Annotated in this window: 17 protein-coding genes; 12 read left to right on the top strand and 5 right to left on the bottom strand. The window is 56.8% G+C overall.

What is annotated here, in order from left to right:
• The first annotated feature begins 8 nt into the window (after window positions 1-8).
• Window positions 9-632 carry a glutathione S-transferase family protein gene (locus tag QT230_RS19915; protein WP_308323901.1) on the top strand — a complete coding sequence of 208 codons (624 nt, stop codon included), beginning with the start codon at window positions 9-11 and terminating at the stop codon, window positions 630-632.
• Here the strand turns inward: QT230_RS19915 and QT230_RS19910 are convergent.
• Together QT230_RS19910 and ribA are read right to left on the bottom strand one after the other, a co-directional pair.
• Complete coding sequence (locus QT230_RS19910; protein ID WP_308323900.1) at window positions 629-1315, bottom strand: hemolysin III family protein; 687 nt, start codon at window positions 1313-1315, stop codon at window positions 629-631. The genes QT230_RS19915 and QT230_RS19910 overlap by 4 nt on opposite strands.
• A 37-nt stretch (window positions 1316-1352) precedes the next feature.
• Window positions 1353-1988 carry a GTP cyclohydrolase II gene (gene ribA, locus QT230_RS19905; RefSeq protein ID WP_064235670.1) on the bottom strand — a complete coding sequence of 212 codons (636 nt, stop codon included), beginning with the start codon at window positions 1986-1988 and terminating at the stop codon, window positions 1353-1355.
• Window positions 1989-2276: 288 nt separating this feature from the next.
• On the opposite strand from ribA, the gene hemE reads away from it, so the two are divergent.
• The 6 genes from hemE (at window position 2277) to QT230_RS19875 (ending at window position 8777) form a co-directional block, all read left to right on the top strand.
• Entirely contained in the window at window positions 2277-3392 is a 1116-nt protein-coding gene (gene hemE / locus QT230_RS19900; protein WP_308323899.1) for a uroporphyrinogen decarboxylase, read from the top strand.
• Window positions 3389-4255 carry a polyamine aminopropyltransferase gene (speE, locus tag QT230_RS19895; protein ID WP_308323898.1) on the top strand — a complete coding sequence of 289 codons (867 nt, stop codon included), beginning with the start codon at window positions 3389-3391 and terminating at the stop codon, window positions 4253-4255. Before hemE ends, speE begins: the two co-directional genes overlap by 4 nt.
• A 268-nt stretch (window positions 4256-4523) precedes the next feature.
• On the top strand, window positions 4524-5549 hold the full coding sequence (locus QT230_RS19890) for an amino acid ABC transporter substrate-binding protein (protein ID WP_308323897.1): 1026 nt from the start codon (window positions 4524-4526) through the stop codon (window positions 5547-5549).
• Window positions 5550-5651: 102 nt separating this feature from the next.
• Complete coding sequence (locus tag QT230_RS19885) at window positions 5652-6842, top strand: amino acid ABC transporter permease (protein WP_308323896.1); 1191 nt, start codon at window positions 5652-5654, stop codon at window positions 6840-6842.
• A gap of 15 nt (window positions 6843-6857) precedes the next feature.
• On the top strand, window positions 6858-7958 hold the full coding sequence (locus QT230_RS19880) for an amino acid ABC transporter permease (protein ID WP_308323895.1): 1101 nt from the start codon (window positions 6858-6860) through the stop codon (window positions 7956-7958).
• A gap of 90 nt (window positions 7959-8048) precedes the next feature.
• Entirely contained in the window at window positions 8049-8777 is a 729-nt protein-coding gene (locus tag QT230_RS19875) for an amino acid ABC transporter ATP-binding protein (RefSeq protein WP_374694487.1), read from the top strand.
• A 154-nt stretch (window positions 8778-8931) separates the two neighbouring features.
• Here the strand turns inward: QT230_RS19875 and QT230_RS19870 are convergent, their stop codons facing one another.
• Both QT230_RS19870 and QT230_RS19865 read right to left on the bottom strand, forming a co-directional pair.
• Window positions 8932-10140 carry an ABC transporter substrate-binding protein gene (locus tag QT230_RS19870; RefSeq protein WP_308323893.1) on the bottom strand — a complete coding sequence of 403 codons (1209 nt, stop codon included), beginning with the start codon at window positions 10138-10140 and terminating at the stop codon, window positions 8932-8934.
• A gap of 117 nt (window positions 10141-10257) precedes the next feature.
• Complete coding sequence (locus tag QT230_RS19865; protein ID WP_308323892.1) at window positions 10258-10503, bottom strand: hypothetical protein; 246 nt, start codon at window positions 10501-10503, stop codon at window positions 10258-10260.
• Between the two features lie 102 nt (window positions 10504-10605).
• On the opposite strand from QT230_RS19865, the gene QT230_RS19860 reads away from it, so the two are divergent.
• Window positions 10606-11409 carry a TlpA disulfide reductase family protein gene (locus QT230_RS19860; RefSeq protein ID WP_308323891.1) on the top strand — a complete coding sequence of 268 codons (804 nt, stop codon included), beginning with the start codon at window positions 10606-10608 and terminating at the stop codon, window positions 11407-11409.
• Window positions 11410-11522: 113 nt separating this feature from the next.
• Complete coding sequence (gene rapA, locus QT230_RS19855) at window positions 11523-14468, top strand: RNA polymerase-associated protein RapA (RefSeq protein ID WP_308323890.1); 2946 nt, start codon at window positions 11523-11525, stop codon at window positions 14466-14468.
• Between the two features lie 3 nt (window positions 14469-14471).
• On the opposite strand, the gene QT230_RS19850 is transcribed toward rapA, so the two are convergent.
• Window positions 14472-15374 carry a TIGR01777 family oxidoreductase gene (locus tag QT230_RS19850; RefSeq protein ID WP_308323889.1) on the bottom strand — a complete coding sequence of 301 codons (903 nt, stop codon included), beginning with the start codon at window positions 15372-15374 and terminating at the stop codon, window positions 14472-14474.
• Window positions 15375-15876: 502 nt separating this feature from the next.
• On the opposite strand from QT230_RS19850, the gene QT230_RS19845 reads away from it, so the two are divergent.
• From QT230_RS19845 to QT230_RS19835, 3 genes are all read left to right on the top strand, one after another.
• Window positions 15877-16797, top strand: coding sequence for a MerR family transcriptional regulator (locus QT230_RS19845; protein ID WP_308323888.1), 921 nt, complete (start codon window positions 15877-15879; stop codon window positions 16795-16797).
• A gap of 84 nt (window positions 16798-16881) precedes the next feature.
• Window positions 16882-18288 carry a deoxyribodipyrimidine photo-lyase gene (gene phrB, locus QT230_RS19840; protein ID WP_308323935.1) on the top strand — a complete coding sequence of 469 codons (1407 nt, stop codon included), beginning with the start codon at window positions 16882-16884 and terminating at the stop codon, window positions 18286-18288.
• Window positions 18289-18335: 47 nt separating this feature from the next.
• A complete protein-coding gene (locus QT230_RS19835; protein WP_308323887.1) occupies window positions 18336-18767 on the top strand; it encodes a nuclear transport factor 2 family protein in 432 nt (143 codons plus the stop codon).
• Window positions 18768-18795 lie beyond the last annotated feature (28 nt).

The raw sequence follows: 18795 nt of genomic DNA, 5'->3' as shown, positions 1-18795 counted from the left end.
AGCACGCCATGATCACATTATACAGTTTCCCCAACTCCCGCTCGCTGAGAGCGGCCTGGACGCTTGAAGAGCTAGGTTTGGAGTACCAGTGCCAGCACGTTGCGCTGGACAAGGGTGAAGGTCAAACGGCAGAGCACTTGGCGCGGCATCCCGATGGAAAAGTGCCGGTGATTGAAGACGGTGACGTGCACTTATTTGAATCGGCGCCTATTTGCCGTTATCTGGCCGAGACCTATGGCGATGGCACGCTGCTACCCAGCGACCCCGCCGCCCGAGCCCAAGTCGACCAGTGGCTCAGCTTCATTGTCACGGAAATTGAGCAACCGCTGTGGAATCAGGCCAAGCACAAGTTCGCCCTACCCCAGGATAAGCGCGTTCCCGCTCTTCTACCGGTGTGTGCCTGGGAGTTTCAGCGTGCGCTAAGCGCCTTGGAGCGCCGCTATAACGGGCAAGAGTACTTGGTAGGTAACACCTTCACTCTCGCGGATCTGTTCTTAACCCACACCCTTTCCTGGGCGATTAGCATGAAGCATCGTCTACCTGAACCGCTTTTAGCCTACCGCGAGCACCATATTCAGCGCCCCGCGATGGCCAAAGCAGCAGCGCGCGAGAAGGCTGCTGCCGAGCCCTAAGCGGAAGGGGCGTGGGGCAGCACAGCGCTATAAACAGCAAAGTAGTGGCATATGCTTCCGGCTATCACAAACAGATGCCAAATAGCGTGGTTGTAGGGAATTGCGCGCACGGCGTAGAAAACCACCCCCAGCGTGTAAGCGATGCCGCCTGCGGCCAGTAAGGCAATACCGATGGTGGGCAAGCTGGCCGCCATCTCACCCGATGCCAGTACGACCATCCAGCCCATAAGTAAGTAGATCGCCACCCGGAATATCGTAAAGCGCTGGGGCCATAGCAGTTTGCAGGCAATGCCCACCAACGCCAGCGACCACACGGCGGCAAACAGTACCCACCCCGTTGTGCCGCGCATGTTAACGAGCAGAAAGGGCGTATAAGTACCCGCAATCAGTAGATAAATAGCGCAGTGATCAAACAGTTGAAAGCGCTGCTTCCACTGCCGGTGCTGAATAGCGTGATAAAGGGTTGAGGCGCTATACAGCAGCACCAGCGTGGTGCCATACAGGCTCAGACTGACTATTTTCCAAGGGTCGACATGAGCAGCGAAGCTCGCGGCCACTAGCAGTATTACCATCCCCACGAGGCTGAGCACGGCTCCAATGCCATGGGTAATGCTGTGCAGCCACTCTTCAAGATGGCTAAATTCGCCCTGCTCTTCACTTTGGCGTTTATCGACGTTTTCCATTTTAGGGTGCTCCTAACGTCCACCATCCCCTTCAATATCACCCCTTGCGCTCAATATCCACATCACTGGCGTGGGTGAAATCATCCAACGCCATCATATGGCCGAGCTTGCCCGCTTTGGTTGAGAGGTATTGCTCGTTGTGGGGATTAAGGCCGGTGGTGATCGGCAGTCGCTCCACTACGTTCACCCCATCGCGGGTCAGGGCATCCACCTTGCGAGGGTTATTGGTCATTAACCTTAACGACGTAATGCCCAGATGGTTTAGCATCGGCACGCACAGGTCGTAGCGGCGCATGTCGGCGCCAAAACCAAGCTGCTCGTTGGCCTCAACCGTATCGGCGCCTTGATCCTGCAGGTGATAGGCACGAATTTTGTTTAACAAGCCAATACCGCGCCCTTCCTGGCGCAGATAAAACAGTACGCCGCGGCCCTCTTCAGCGATGCGCTTAAGCGCTTCCTGCAGTTGGTAGCCGCAGTCGCAGCGCATGGAAAACAGCGCATCGCCGGTCAAACACTCGGAGTGCACCCGCCCCAACACAGGCTCGTCGCCGGTCACATCACCCAGCGTTAGGGCGATATGATCCTTGCCAGTGGCCTCATCTTCGAAGCCATGCATAGTAAATGTTGCCCAGGGCGTGGGCAGCCGGGAAGCGGCAATGAAGCGAATGGTCACAGGTTACCTCGCTGATTGACCAAACCAGTTAACCACACCAGTGTTGGCAAAGTGGGCCAGTATTCTAACAGGAAGCGGCGCACGCCTCACGTTGGCGAAGACGCTAAAATCGGCTAATTAAGCGAGAAAAATTGGCCGGGTGCGACGATTTTTGCCACTTCGTACACCGCCCTAGCGCTTATCTTCAAGTACAATTGTACGCATACGTTCCCAAGTACCGCCTGAACATGCAGTTCCCTGTACCTATCTCAAGTACGATACGGGCAAATTTCTTAAGAGCAAGTGTCTATGACTTCCACACCGTTGCAAAATGATCGTTTCCTTCGCGCGCTCGCGCGTAAGCCCGTTGACCGCACCCCGGTATGGATGATGCGCCAAGCGGGCCGCTACCTGCCGGAATACCGCGCCAGTCGAGCCGATGCAGGCAGCTTTATGGATCTATGCCGTAACCATGACCTGGCCTGTGAAGTCACCCTACAGCCCTTGGAGCGCTACCCACTCGATGCCGCCATCCTTTTTTCGGATATTTTAACTATTCCGGATGCCATGGGTCTTGGGCTCTATTTTGAAACCGGCGAAGGCCCCAAGTTTCGTAAAACCGTGCGCACTCAGGAAGAGGTTGCCGCACTCAGCGTACCCGACGCCGAACGCGACCTGGATTACGTAATGCGTGCAGTATCGACCATTCGCCGCGAGCTGAATGGCCGTATGCCGCTGATCGGTTTCTCTGGTAGCCCATGGACGCTGGCGACGTATATGGTTGAAGGCAGTTCCAGCAAAGACTTCCGCCATTTGAAAACCATGCTTTACGATACGCCAGACACCATGCACCAACTGCTGGATACCTTGGCCCACGCGGTGACCGACTACCTGAATGCGCAGATTCGCGCGGGCGCCCAGGCAGTGCAGATTTTTGATACCTGGGGCGGCGCGCTGTCTACGCCTGCGTATCTGGAATTCTCGCTGCGCTATATGGAGCAGATTGTCTCTGGTCTGATCCGCGAGCACGATGGACGCCGCGTGCCGGTGATCCTGTTCACTAAAAACGGCGGCCAGTGGCTTGAACATATCGCCTGCGCCGGTGCTGATGCGCTGGGTATTGACTGGTCTACTGAGCTTTCAGATGCTCGCGCCCGCGTTGGCCACAAGGTCGCACTGCAGGGTAACCTCGACCCCAACGTGCTATTTGCCCGCCCCTCGGCCATCCGCGCCGAAGTGGCCCGGGTGCTGGAAAGCTACGGCCACGGCCCTGGTCACGTGTTTAACCTGGGCCACGGTATCAGCCAGTTTACCAATCCCGATAACGTCACCGCCTTTATGGAGGCGCTGCACGAGCTAAGCCCACAGTACCATCGGGATATTCCGACGCAATCAAACGCACCGCAGACAGGAGCCCATTCATGAGCGAATTACGCGACGACCAGTGGTTTACCGAAGTCTTTGAGAGCCACGGCAGCGCTTTCTCGCTGAAGATCTCCGAAAAGCTGCTGGATGTGCAGAGCGAGTACCAGCACCTGGAGGTTTACGCCACCGAGACCTACGGCAACCTGATGGTGCTGGATGGCTGCGTGATGCTGACCGATCGCGACAACTTCCTTTATCACGAGATGATCGCTCACCCGGCGCTGTTTACCCACCAAGATCCCAAGCGGGTTGTCATTATCGGTGGTGGCGACTGCGGCACCTTAAAGGAGGTGCTGCGTCACCCCGGTGTTGAAAAAGTAACTCAAATTGATATCGACGAAGAGGTCACGAAAGCGTCTGAGCGCTTCTTTCCATCACTGGTTGAATCGAATAGCGATCCCCGCGCCGAGCTACTGTTCGCCGATGGCGTGAAATGGGTAGACGATGCACCGGATGAGAGCATCGATGTGCTGATTATCGACTCCACCGACCCGGTTGGGCCTGCTGAAGGGCTGTTTAAAACCGACTTTCTAAAGCGCTGCCACCGCATTTTAAAAGACGGCGGCGTGATGGTGCAGCAGAGCGAGTCACCGCTGTATCACAGCGGTTCGATCATCCGTGAGCTGCGTAACGACATGCAGGAAGCAGGTTTTGATAGCGTCGCCACGCTGCCGTTCCCGCAGCCAGTGTACCCGTCAGGCTGGTGGAGCGTGACGTTGGCAGGTAAGGCCATCGACGTTAATGCCTTTCGCGAGCAGGCGGCGGCAAGCCACGCACTACCGCTTGAATACTACAGTGTCGAAGCCCATCGCGGCGCGCTCGCGCTACCGCCGTTTATGCGCAAAGCTTTCGCGGTCACGTAACCCCTGCCCATCGCCTTATTTTTGTCACCTTTTGCCTCGCGCTGCTCCACAACGGTGCAATGCGAGGCGTTAGGTAACTTTTTTTGCATCTAGACGTTCGTCTCTAATTCGTTGAGTAGCGTTGAAAAGCGCTGAATTAACGCATGTACCCTCGTTGGCATCTTCCTTGCTAGGTTTAGTTACATGCTACGGCATGCACAACTAATTCAAATATTGATTTCAATAACTGATTTCAATAGCTGATTTCAATAACTTCGAGGGAAACTAAATGCTCAATAAAAAACACCTAGTGCTGCTGGCATCTGCTGGCTCACTTAGCCTAGCGGGAATAGCAACTGCTCAAGCCGACACCCTGGAAGATACCATTGAGCGTGGCGCCGTTCAGTGCGGCGTGAGTGATGGTCTGCCGGGCTTCTCGGCGCCGGATGACGACGGTAACTGGCAGGGCCTGGACGTTGATGTTTGCCGAGCAGTCGCGGCAGCGGTACTCGGCGATGCGGATGCGGTTAACTACATTTCCCTCAATGCGGTAGAGCGCTTCACTGCACTACAGTCAGGTGAGGTTGATGTACTTTCACGCAACACCACCTGGACAACGACCCGTGACACCACCCTGGGCCTAAACTTCACCGGCGTTAACTTTTACGACGGCCAGGGCTTCATGGTCTCTCGCGATCTGGGCATTACCGGTGCCGATGAACTCGACGGTGCCTCCATCTGTATTCAAGCGGGTACCACTACCGAGCTGAACCTGGCTGACTACTTCCGTGCTAACGACATGGAATTCAACCCGATCGTTTTCGATACCTCTGAACAAACCGCGGGTGGCTATCAAGCGGGCCGCTGTGACGTGCTGACGTCTGATACTTCGCAATTAGCCGCCCTGCGCATCCAGCTCGAGGATCCATCCGCCTCAATGATCCTGTCTGACGTTATCTCCAAAGAACCGCTAGGCCCGGTCGTTCGTCAAGGCGATGACACCTGGTTCAATATCGTGAAATGGTCGCTGTTCGCGATGATTAACGCAGAAGAGTACGGCGTCACCAGCGAGAATGCTGAAGAGATGCTTGAATCCGAAGACCCTAACATTGCTCGCTTGCTCGGCCAGGACGGCAACTACGGCGAGGGCATGGGTCTTGAAGCGGACTGGGCTTACAACATTATTAGCCAAGTCGGTAACTACGCTGAAAGCTTCGAACGTAACGTGGGTATGGACTCTCCGCTGGAAATTGAGCGCGGTGTCAACGCCCTGTGGAACGACGGCGGCTTCCAGTACGCTCCGCCGATTCGCTAAGCGTCTCGCTTGACCCCGGCCCGCCACACTTCCTACAGGTATCTGTTTTAAGGGAATAGGCGGGCCATCTGATTGACCTTCCGTATCGCGGAGACGCCACCCATGTCTGTAAGACCTAACGCTCGCCCCGCCGGCCAAAAGCCGCCGTTTTGGCGAGATCGAGCTAAGCGCGCACTAATTTTTCAGCTCATTTTAGTCGCCGTTGTGGCGGCTTTCCTGATCTATATTATCGGCAATACCCAAGCCAACCTGAATGCCCGCGGCATCACGACCGGCTTTGGCTTTCTGGGCAACACAGCCGGCTTTGGTATTGGTCAAACTTTAATCGAGTACTCCTCACAGAGCACCTACGGCCGTACCTTCGTGATCGGTTTGCTCAATACGCTGCTGGTCGGAGGCTTAGGGGTGTTAGCTGCCTCGATTATTGGTTTTATCGTCGGTATTGCACGGCTATCGCCCAATTGGCTGATTGCTAAGCTAGCCAACGCTTATATAGAAACCTTTCGTAACATCCCGCTGTTGCTGCAAATTTTCTTCTGGTACTTCGCGGTACTGCGCACACTTCCCAGTGCCAGAGATAGCATGGCGTTTGGTGAAGCCATTTTCCTGAACGTTCGCGGGCTCTACCTGCCTCAGCCGTTGTTCGAATCAGGCTTTGGTCTGATCCCCGCTACCTTTGTGGTAGCCATCATTGCCAGCATTGCACTGGTCATTTGGAACAAGCGCCGCCACGAAGCCACCGGAAAGCGTCTACCGGTTTTCTGGATGTCGCTGGTGATTATTTTTGGCCTGCCATTGCTGGTATTGGTGGTCACCGGTGTCCCGGTCACTTGGGAGATGCCGGTACTGCGCGGCTTTAACTTCGGCGGTGGCGTTACCATCATTCCCGAATTTTTGGCCCTGTGGCTGGCGCTGTCTATCTATACCGCCTCGTTTATTGCCGAAATCGTGCGCTCGGGCATCCAGGCTATTCCTCATGGCCAAACGGAAGCCGCTCAGGCATTGAGCTTGCCGCGCAATCTAGTGCTGCGCCTAGTGGTGATTCCCCAAGCCATGCGCGTCATTATTCCGCCGCTCACCAGCCAATACCTTAACCTGATTAAAAACTCATCCCTGGCCACCGCCATCGGCTACCCCGACTTAGTTTCGGTGTTCGCCGGTACCACGCTCAACCAGACCGGTCAGGCCATCGAAGTGATTGCCATGACCATGGCGGTTTATTTGATCATCAGCTTGCTGGTGTCCATGTTCATGAACTGGTTCAACGCTCGCGTTGCGCTGGTCGAACGCTAGGCCGGAGGCGACCCCATGATTCACAATAAAGAAACCATACCTCAGCAGCCGGCTCCGAAAGGCACAATTGGTCCGATTGCCTGGCTACGTGGCAATCTGTTCAACGGCCCGATCAATAGCATTTTCACGCTGCTGGGCCTGTACGTGCTGTATCTACTGGTGGTGCCAACGGTTCAGTGGGCGTTCATTGATGCCGACTGGGTGGGCGATAGCCGTGAAGACTGCTCACGGGTAGGTGCTTGCTGGGTTTTCGTCAACGCGCGGTTTTCTCAGTTTATGTATGGTCTTTACCCCAGTGAGGAGTATTGGCGCGCCAATATCGTGTTTGCCATGTTTGCGGGCATTATTGCCTGGATGGTTATTCCGCGGCTGCCGTTTAAACGCTGGATGGCACTGTTTGCCCTGCTGATCTTCCCGGTAATCGCCTACGTGCTGCTACACGGCGGCTACTTCGACCTACCGCGGGTTTCTACCCACCGCTGGGGCGGTTTGATGCTAACCCTGCTACTGGCCAGCGTGGGAATGATTGGCGCGTTGCCGATTGGTATTGTGCTAGCGCTCGGGCGACGCTCGAACATGCCCATCGTTAAAACTTTCTGCGTGATTTTTATCGAGTTCTGGCGCGGCGTTCCACTGATCACCATTCTATTTATGGCTTCGGTGATGTTGCCGCTGTTTCTCCCTTCAGAACTCAGCGTGGATCGCCTTGTGCGGGCGCTGATCGGCCTGACGCTGTTCCAAAGTGCCTATATGGCGGAGGTTATTCGCGGTGGCTTGCAGGCCATCCCCAAAGGCCAGGACGAAGCCGCTGCGGCGCTAGGCATGACCTACTGGAAACGCATGGGGCTCATCGTCATGCCCCAGGCGCTGAAAATGATGATTCCCGGTATCGTCAATACGTTTATCTCGCTGTTTAAAGACACCACCCTGGTGATGATCATTGGGCTGTTTGACCTGTTGGGCATTGTGCAAGCGGCGCTTTCCGACTCGCGCTGGCTTGGCTTCTCAATAGAGGGGTATGTATTTGCCGCGTTCGTGTTCTGGGTCTTCTGTTTCAGCATGTCGCGCTACAGCCAGTACCTGGAACGCAAGCTAAATACCGGTCATAAGCAATAGGCTCATCCACAGCGCCTAATGCCGCTTTCTTTCGATTTTGAGTAGGATTTCAACATGACACAAGCAGCCACCACCAACGCGTCTGAACTGATGGTCGAGATGCGCAACGTCAACAAGTGGTACGGCGATTTTCACGTACTGCGTGACATCTACCTTGAGGTGAAGCGCGGCGAGCGTATCGTGGTGTGCGGCCCTTCGGGGTCCGGCAAATCAACGCTGATTCGCTGCATTAACCACCTTGAAGAGCACCAAAAAGGTGAGATCGTGGTGGGCGGTGTACCGCTGACCCAAGACGTGAAGCGTATTGAGCAGATTCGCCGCAGCGTCGGCATGGTGTTCCAGCACTTCAATCTGTTCCCGCATTTATCAGTGCTGGAAAACTGCTGTATCGCGCCAATGTGGGTACAAAAGAAACCCCGCAAAGAGGCCGAAGCGCTGGCCATGGAGTACCTGGAGCGGGTGCGCATTGCCGAACAGGCGACTAAATACCCAGGACAACTTTCGGGCGGTCAGCAGCAGCGCGTGGCGATTGCCCGCTCGTTGTGCATGCACCCCGATGTCATGCTGTTTGACGAGCCCACTTCTGCCCTTGATCCAGAGATGATCAAGGAAGTGCTGGACGTGATGGTTGAGCTAGCGGAAGAGGGCATGACGATGATCTGTGTCACCCACGAAATGGGCTTCGCTAAAAAGGTGGCTGACCGAGTGATTTTTATGGATCAAGGGCAAATTATTGAAGAAAACGCGCCTGAACCCTTCTTCAACAACCCACAATCCGAGCGTACTCAGCTGTTCTTAAGCCAGATTCTTGGCCATTAATCCACAGCCCGGCAACAGGACCGTTGTTGATAAGTGGGTCATTATGGGCGGCGACCGAAGAAGATAAAGAACCCTAGCTGCCCCTTAAAAATTTGTTCCATAGAAAATGCCCGGCTAATTAACCGGGCATTTGTTTTAACACTAAACGTGAAGCTTAAAGATCAACCTGACCTTTGCTGGTAAAGGTACCATCTTCGACAGCCATTTCGACCACCACGCCGGGCACGTCGCCGTTTTCATCAAACTCGTGGGAGCCGGAAGCGCCTTCGTAGTTGATCTCGGTGCCAGCGGCAATCAGCTCAACCGCCTTTTCCCACTCACCGGGCAGGATAACTTCGCCGGGGGCACTGGAAACGCTTCGCAGCGCGTCTGAAAGGCCTTCACGGTCAGCGCTGCCGTTCTGCTCAATCGCCAGCGCAATCAGGAAAGCGGCGTCGTAGGCCTGGGCAGCAAATACCGCACTTGGATCCAGCTCGACGGCTTCGGCGGCCTCAATAAACATATCGGTGCCGGGAAGATCAGGGCTGCCGGGGCGGGTAGCGATCATGCCATCCAGCACGTCTGCGCCGATGGCCTCGATAAGGCTATCACCGACCATGCCGTCAGCGCCCACGTACTGGGTAAACATGCCGCTTTCATAGGCTTGACGCAGCACCGTTTGACCAGAGGTGTCAGCATAGGCCAGTACGACGAGGGTATCAACGCCACTCACTGAAAGTGAACCTAGCTCAGAGCGATAATCAGCGCGGTTATCTTCATGGGCAAGGTTCTCGGTAATCTCACCACCGCCTGCTTCAAAGGCAGTGCTAAAGGCGTCAGAGAGGCCTTGACCATAATCGTTATTCACGTAGGTCACCGCCACTGCGTCAATGCCTTTTTCGAGCAGCAGCTTAGCCAGCATTTCCCCCTGGAAAGCGTCTGAGGGCACGGTGCGGAACACAAGATCGTTATCGTCAAGCTCGGATACCGCAGGTGCGGTAGAAGCGGGCGATACCATCAACACGCCACCGGGAATAGCGGCGTTATTAGCCGCGGCAATGGTCGCACCAGTACACAGCGCACCGACAATCGCGGTGACATTTTCAGAGTTCACCATACGGTCGGCGGCGTTAGAGGCAGCCGATGCATCGGAACAGGTGGTATCACCGGACGGCATCACTAAGGTTTGGCCGTCTAAAATCCCGCCCTGTTCATTGATCTGCTCAACGGCTAGCTGGGCACCTTCAAAAATCGGTGGCGTTAAACTTTCAATTCCCCCCGTAAAGCCGCCCAAGAAGCCAACTTTGACCTCCGCCTGTGCGAACCCGGCCACTGCCAGGATTGAGGCCGCCACAGCGGTGGCTAATGCGCGTTTAGTGATCATGTTGTTTGTCGCTCCCAGTCAAATAACAGACTATATCGTTTTAATGTGCCCCAGCGGTCAATCGTTAAGGCTGCTATTAATCTGGAACTGGAACGCTAAAAACACAAGCAACGCTTTCTAACGCTCGTCGTCTTCTTCAAGAGATTGCCTGCGTACGGCGAGTTGTTTCTGAGCGCGTTTACGTCGGTAAAGACGCACCAGCGCAATCGTTAACGCTGTGACCAGCATGGCGGCCAGCACCACACCCTGCCAGGGGCGTGCACCGTCCCCCATGACCGTTTCCAGGGTAATAATCAGTATTAAGCCAATCGCTTGGGAGCCGATCGCTAGCGCGCGCAGCTTATCGAAAGCGGGTGGGGGCATAACGTCTCCGTAATTTTCAGCTCGCGTGATATGGTCTCTCAGTGTACCTGCTTCGCGGCTTGCGTAAGTGTAAACTTGAATTAAAAACTGAACTGGAAAGCCATGAATGCCATTGCTCTCGGCCCACTACTGATTTCGCTGCCACGCCTTTATGCCGTTGGCTGCGCGCTTCTGCTACTGCTCTGCGCGCGGTTTTTATTGGGGCTGCCACGCCCAGTTCAGCAGCGCTGGTTTACCGGGCTTATCATGGTCTGGTTAGTGGGCGCGCGGGCGGGCCATATTCTGCTCAACCTGGAGAGCTATAGCGCCGACCCGCTTGAAGCGCTCAAGGTCTGGCAACCCGGCTACCACGGCCTATGGGGAATGGCCGCAGGCTTGGTATGGACAGCCTGGACGCTGCGCGCACGACTGTTAGCCATGGGCGGTGCAATGGCGCTGCTAATAGCCGCCTCCAGCCTGTGGCTGGTTCTGGTCACCCTAGCGCCCCTGGGCAATGACTTTGCGGTTGACACGCTCCCGGAGGTAACTCTTGAGGATATCGAGGGTAATCAGGTGCATCTGCCGTCATTAACTGAAAACGGCGACCTGATTATCGTCAACCTTTGGGCTACCTGGTGCCCGCCCTGCCTGCGTGAAATGCCGCTGCTGGAAGAAGCCGCCCAGCGCGATGGTGTCAGCGTCGTCGTTGCCAATCAGGGGGAAGACCTGCTGCCCATGGTGCGCTATTTGGATGAGCAGCAGCTTGCGTTTCGCTATGCTCTGCGCGACCCCAGCCAGCAACTGACGGCGCTTTTTCAAGCGCCGGGTCTGCCCACCACCGTGCTGTTTGACCGCCAGGGCAACACCCTGGATATCCACGTTGGCGAGCTTACTCGCGCCCATCTGGATCGCTGGTTACAAGATTGATGCCGATACACCTTAATCCCCCCGCTGCTTTGCGTTAGAATCCCCCGCCCTGTTGCCGTCGGCGCTCCCCTCCGGCGGCATATGACCCGTTTTGCAGACTCCTCCGAGGCATCATGAGCGATTTTTCTCCCGGCCAACGCTGGATTAGCGACGGCGAAGCTGAGCTTGGGCTCGGCACCGTGCTTAACTGCGACGCCCGTAGCGTTACCATTTTGTTCAGTGCCAGCCAGGAAACCCGTACCTACAATACCCGCCAGGCGCCGCTTACCCGCGTTATGTTCGGCAGCGGCGACCGCGTGCTGTCAGCCGACGGCTGGCAGATCATCGTCGATGACAGCAAAGAGTCCGGTGGCCTGATCACCTATATTGGCGAAGACAAGGCGGGCAATCTGCGCGAATTGCCCGAGGCCAAGCTCGCCGATACCATGCAGTTCGATCAGGCTCGCGATCGTCTGTTGACCGGTCAGGTCGACCGCAACGACTGGTTTGATTTGCGTTTTCGCACCCTGCATCACTATCAGCGTATTGAGCAGCACAGCGCGCTGGGTTTCTCCGGGCCGCGCATCGACCTGATTCCTCACCAGCTCTATATCGCCAATGAAGTCGCCAACCGCCATGCGCCCCGCGTACTGCTGGCGGACGAAGTGGGCCTGGGTAAAACCATCGAAGCTGGCCTGATTCTGCACCGCCTGCTGCTCAATGGCCGCGTGGAGCGGGCGCTGATTCTGGTACCCGACAGCCTCACCCACCAGTGGCTGGTCGAGCTGCTGCGGCGCTTCTCGCTTAACGTCTCGCTGCTGGATGAAACCCAGAGCCAGGCTCACGGCAGCGCTAACCCCTTTGAGAGTGCCCAGCTTGTGCTGGCAAGCCAGGGCTGGCTATTTGCCAACCCGCAACGTCAGGAGCAGGCGCTGGCCAGCCAGTTCGACCTGCTGATTGTTGACGAAGCGCACCACCTCGACTGGAGCGAAGAGGGCAGCGGCCCCGGCTATCGCTGCGTCGAACAGCTCTCGGCGGTGATTCCCGGCCTGCTGCTGCTTACCGCCACCCCCGAGCAGATGGGCATTAAGAGCCACTTTGCCCGCCTGCGGCTGCTGGATGGCGAGCGCTACCACGACCTGGAACGCTTTAAAGCCGAAGAGAGTCACTACACCGAAGTGGCCCGCGCCATTGATGCCTTGGAGGCACTGCCCGGCGACCCTGATGCCCGCGCCCACGTCTCCGCAGTAGCTGACGACCACGACAGCCAGGCGCTGCTGGACATTCTGTGTAACGAAGAAGCCGGCAAAACACAACAGGACGCCGCGCGCGCGCAGCTCAGTGAAGCGCTGCTGGATCGCCACGGCACCGGACGGGTGATGTTCCGCAACAGCCGCCGTCACGTAGGCGGCTTCCCCGAGCGGCGCCTAAACATAGCCCCACTGGCGCTGCCTTCGGCCTACCGCCGGGTGGTGCGCCGCCTGGAGCGCGACGACGACTACCTCGACGAGCTACTGATCGAGACCGGGATGGATCACCCCGATGTGCTGATCTATCCCGATGCGGCCTACCGCGAGCTCAAAGATGACCCGCTCAATGGCGAAGAGTGGTGGCACATCGACCCGCGGGTTAATTGGCTGCTAGACAAGCTCAGCGACGACAGCGAGAGCGGCTTCGCCAATGACAAAGTGCTGGTCATTGCTCACCACCGGGAAACCGCCGAAGGGCTTGCCGAAGGGCTACGGGTGCTGGGCGGCTACCACGCGCCGGTGTTCCACGAAGACCTTTCACTGATAGAGCGTGACCGCGCAGCGGCAGCTTTTGCCGATGAAGACGAAGGCGTACAAGTACTGGTGTGCTCGGAAATCGGCTCGGAGGGGCGCAACTTCCAGTTCTGCCGCCACCTGGTCATGTTCGACATGCCCCAGCACCCGGATCAGCTCGAACAGCGCATTGGCCGCCTGGATCGCATCGGCCAGCGCCACGCCATTGAGCTGCATATTCCCACCTTTGAAGGCAGCCCCGGCGAGCGCCTGCTGCGCTGGTACCACGAGGGCATGGATGCGTTCAGCGCCCCTCATGGGGTCGGCAACGAGCTGTTTGCTGCCTTTGGCGACGCCCTGGCCGATGCCCTGCTCGATGATGAAGCGCTTGACGAGATCATCGCCGAAACCCGTACCCTGTTTAGCGCCAAACTGGCGGAGCACGATGCGGGCCGCAACCGGCTGCTGGAGCTCAACGCCTGCCGCCCCGCCAACGCCCAAAAAGTGATCGACGCGGTGCGCGAACTCGATGAAGACGCCGCCCTGCCACGCTACCTTGAACGGGCGCTGGATATTTTCGGCGTGGATAGCCAGGAGATCGGCAAGGGCTTAATGCACCTGCAGCCCAGCCAACATATGCTGGATGGACTGCCTGGACTGGTTAAAGGCGAAGAGGGCTTTACCGCCACCTACAGCCGCATCCAGGCGCTGGCCCGTGACGATGTCCAGCGGCTCTCCTGGGAGCATCCGCTGCTGCGCGAGATGATGGGCCGCGTGCTGGATGGCACCATGGGCAACTCGGCGCTGGCCCTGCTGCGCCACGACGCCATTCCCGGTGGACGATTGATGGTCGAACTGGTGTTCCGCACTCACTGCCCAGCGCCCAAGAAGCTACACCTTAACCGCTTCCTGCCGCCCACCGCCGTGCGCCTGCTGCTGGATGAATCCGGCGCCAATCTGACCAGCAAGATCTCGTTCACCGGCCTGGGCAAAAATCTCCAGAAGGTGAATAAATCACTGGCCCGGGATCTGATCAAAAGCCGCCACGACCAGCTACGTGAACTGCTTACCCAGGGTGAAGGCGAAGCCGAGCGCCAGTTGCCCAGCATTGTCGAGAACGCCGAAGCCCGCATGCGCGCCCAGCTGGACGCCGAGATTGCCCGCTTAACGGCACTTGCCGAGCACAACCCAGCGGTGCGCAGTGCAGAAATCGACGCCTTGAAAGATGAGCGCATGGCACTCAGCGAAGCGATTGAGAGCACCCGCCTGCGGCTTGATTCCGTGCGGGTGATTATCACCGTTGATGCTGACCGCTAATCGCTAAAGAATCGCCTCAAGCGCCTTGTCGAGGGTGGGGTACTGGAAGGTAAACCCTGCCTCTTCAAGGCGTGCGGGGCGCATATCGGCCCCGGTCAGCAGTAGCCGCGACATTTCCCCGAAGCCCGCTTTCAGTACAAAAGCGGGGACTGGGAAAATGGCCGGGCGATTGAGGTGGCTGGCCAAGGTTTTAGTAAAGGTGGCATTGGTCACCGGGTGTGGAGCGCTGCCATTGAAGGCGCCGCTCAAGCCGTCTTGGTCGATAAGAAACAGGATCGCCGCAACTAAATCGTCGCGGTGAATCCACGGCATAAACTGCTCGCCGCTGCCAAAGCGCCCCCCTAACCCTAGCTTAAACGGCGGCAGCATCTTCTCCAGACTACCGCCGCCCGCCTCCAACACCAGGCCAATGCGCACAATCGTCAAACGCACCCCCATTGCCTCAATGGGTCGGGCGGCGGCCTCCCACTGTTTGCACAAGCGATGGGCAAACTCCTCAGTAGGCATGGTCTCTTCAGTTACCACCCGCTTGCCCTGATCACCGTAGTAGCCCATCGCTGAACCCGACACCATCACCTTGGGCAAAGGTTGGCCGTTAGCTTTAAGCTGCTCGCAAAGCACTACCAACTGTTCGGTCGCCGCCACCCGGGAGTTAATCAGCTTGGCTTTCTGCTCATCGCTCCAGCGCTTGGCGGCAATCGGCTCGCCAGCGAGGTTAATCAATGCATCCGGTGGCGATTCAATAAACGCCTGGGCGCTATCACGAATGTCACAACTGCTCGGCAAGCGATCCTGCACCTGGTGCGGCGAGCGGGAGACCACCTGCACCTCGTGACCTTGTTCGACTAACTGCCGACAGAGCCGCTGGCCGACAAAGCCACTGCCTCCGGTGATTAGTACGCGCATGGGGTTTTGCTCCTGTTGGTGGCATCGTTGAAATCCTACATAGCCGCCTGGCCGACACTTACCTATCAGGCTAGTTCACGCGGCCAGCAGGCGCACAATGATGGTCAAAAGCGCTACACCGGCACGCTCATCGATGACGCTATGCGCAGCCATCAACTACTTGCGCACATGTTTTCTTATACAATGCAAGTGGCTTGGCTCTGCGCGGCGACAGCTTCCGCGACGGCCGCGTTGAGGATGCCTGGCTATCCGGCCACCGTTTAGGAAAGGCGCTAATAGGCCAGTCGGTTCAATAAAGAGCGAGCTTAAATGATTAAGAAGGATTCTTATAAAGGTTGTACCGGGTAGCGACAAGTTGTACAAATGGGCATACAGTATCGTGCTAATGTTTAGTTTTTGAATCAGGCAACCTTTAAATGGAACATGAATCACCTTCGCCGCGGCGAACAATAACAAGCCCCTGCAGCGCGGCGCTGCAGTCAACGAAGAGGTACTGGCGCCCATGAGTCTTAAGGCGATCCACCCCCCCGATACGCCACTCTATCCGATACGCGAGGTTTCTCGCTTAACTGGGGTGAATTCGGTCACGCTTCGCGCTTGGGAACGACGCTATGGGTTGATTCGCCCTCAGCGCACCCCGAAAGGTCATCGGCTTTACGCACAGGACGACATTACCCGCATCGAACGCATTTTGCAGTGGCTCAATCGTGGTGTGCCGGTCAGTCAAGTCGCCGACTTGCTTGACCAGCCAGAAACAATTGAGCCCCCGACGCCTGATGCGGGTGACTGGGCGAGTCAGCGCCAGCAGCTGCAAGCCATCATCGAGGCGTTAGATCTCCCCAAATTAGAGGCGTTTTATCATCAGAGCTTAGCGCTCTACCCGCTGAGCATTGCCATCAACGAGCTCTGGCAGCCGGTCATTTTAAGCTTAGAAGCTAAGTGGGCCATTCAGTCGGATCAATTAGTACGTCGCACACTGGAAGCGTTTTTGCGCAGCCAAGTGGGTATCCGCCTGCACTATGCCAACCAAGCTACCCGTGGACCGCTGATTCTGCTTAATGCGATGCCCGATGACCCCGGCCCTTTGTGGGTGTTGATGTCGGCGCTGATGGCCAGCGAGCAGGGCTATCGTGTACAGATGTTTGATCACTCGCTGCCGCTAGAAGACCTTCCCCAGGCAGTCGCGCGGCTACACTCATCGCTGGTGCTGCTCTCAAGCGGTCAGCGGGAAAACGATAGCTATATCCATCAAGCGCTGCCCAAGGCAGCAAAGACGCTGAACGTACCCATTGGTGTATGTGGCGAGGTGGCTCGTCTACGCCAAGCCGATCTCAGCGGCGGCCCAGTGCACATGCTTGGCGATGATTTGCCCCAGGCGATCGCTCGGTTGCGCCCGCTATTACGCGAGTCGGGCGTACTCTAAGCCGCAGATTTTTAACATGGCCGTTCGCCCCTCCGGCGACCGGCCTTTTTTTGTGCCGTAGGAGGCCCTATGCCCGGTAAATCTATGAAACGGCAGTTAATTTGGCTACGCAGCGACCTACGTATTGACGATAACAGCGCACTTGCCGCTGCTGCAGCCAAAGGCCCGGTGATAGCAGTATTTTTGCGCAGCATTCCTCAGTGGCAAGATCACGGTCACGGTGCCAATAAGCTGGATTTTTGGGCTCGCGGTGTCGCCGCTGTTAAAACAGCCCTTAACGGTTTAAATATTCCGCTGCTGCATCGCGATATTGAGCGCTATGATCAGGCGCCTGAAGCACTGCTTGAGATTGCTCGCGAGTATGACGTCGAGCAGTTGCACTTTAACCACGAGTACGTGCTCAACGAGCGCCGCCGTGATCAAGCCGTGCAGGATGCGTTTAAGCAGGCCGGCATTGCCGCCCATGGTTACCACGATAGCATGGCGTTTGCCCCCGGCAGTCTATTAACCGGTAAAGGCGACTACTACGGGGTTTTTACGCCGTTTTCCAAGGCCTGGCATAAGCAAGTCAGCAGCGAACAGTTAGCGCTGCGCGATACGCCAAAGGTGCAAACGGCGCTAGACATTAAAAGCGATCCACTGCCTGCACTGCCGGAACTCAGCGACACGCCGATTGATGGACGGCTGTGGCCTGCTGGCGAAAGCGCCGCGGCGGATAATTTGGCGCGTTTTTTGCGTTTTCGCGGCCGCCACTATAAGGCCCAGCGCGACCTACCCAAGGTGCGCGGTACCAGTGAACTTTCCCCCTATCTGGCATTGGGCATGATCTCCTACCGTCAGTGCTTGCAAGCGGTAATGGCTGAGAATGGCGGCCATTTGGCAGACGGCGATATCGGCCTTACCACCTGGGTCAACGAGCTGGTGTGGCGGGAGTTTTATCAGCACGTAGCGGTGGGTTTTCCGCAGGTGTGTCGCTACCAACCCTTCCAAGAACATACCAAGCAGCTGGCCTGGCGCGACGATGACGAAGGCTTTCAAGCCTGGTGCGAGGGGCGAACGGGCTACCCGATTGTCGATGCCGCTATGCGCCAGCTAGTGACGACCGGCTGGATGCACAACCGGCTGCGCATGGTCACGGCGATGTTTTTAAGTAAACACCTATTGATTGATTGGCGGCGTGGCGAAGCCTTCTTCATGCAGCATTTGGTGGATGGAGAGTTTTGCGCTAATAACGGCGGCTGGCAGTGGGCAGCCTCGACGGGTACCGATGCCGCTCCTTACTTTCGTATTTTCAACCCCACCACCCAATCCACGCGCTTTGACGCGGAAGGTGAATTTATTGCCCACTGGCTGCCCGAGCTTGCCGAGCTGCCCGCCAAGGCGCGCCATGCGCCGCCGCACGATCAACTAACCGACTATCCAACCCCCATTGTCGACCATAATGCAGCACGCCAGCGCGCCTTAGAGGCGTTTAAATCACTGCCTAAATAAATTTCTGGTTAACGACTGCATAACTTCATAAAGAAAGGAGACCCGCTATGGCTGAGCCTGCGGCGCTGGAGGCGTTCTGTGCCTTTTTTAAAAAACTAGACAACACATGTACAGAAAAACTATACGAGGTATATACTGATGATATTATTTTTAGCGATCCGCTGCATAAGATTGAAGGAATTAAAGCGTTAGAGCGGTATTTTTCAACCATGTATGAAAATGTCGAGGCGTGCCAATTCAGTTATCACACTCGGCAGTTACAGGGTCAGCAGGCTTTTGTGACTTGGACCATGTCATTCGTGCATCCAAAGCTGGCCTCCGGACGTAGGATAGAAGTAGAGGGCTGCAGCGCACTGACGTTCGCTAATGATGGGCGCGTCTCACAGCACCGCGACTACTTTGATGCGGGGGCCATGCTTTACGAACATCTACCGCTGATGGGTAGCGCCATTCGCTGGTTAAAAAAACGCCTTGCCTAACCGCACCCATTTAAAGGTGCAGGCGGGG

This window comes from Halomonas sp. SpR8 (genome assembly GCF_031010195.1).
Lineage (GTDB): Bacteria > Pseudomonadota > Gammaproteobacteria > Pseudomonadales > Halomonadaceae > Vreelandella.
This window is presented reverse-complemented; position numbering and strand designations above follow the sequence as displayed.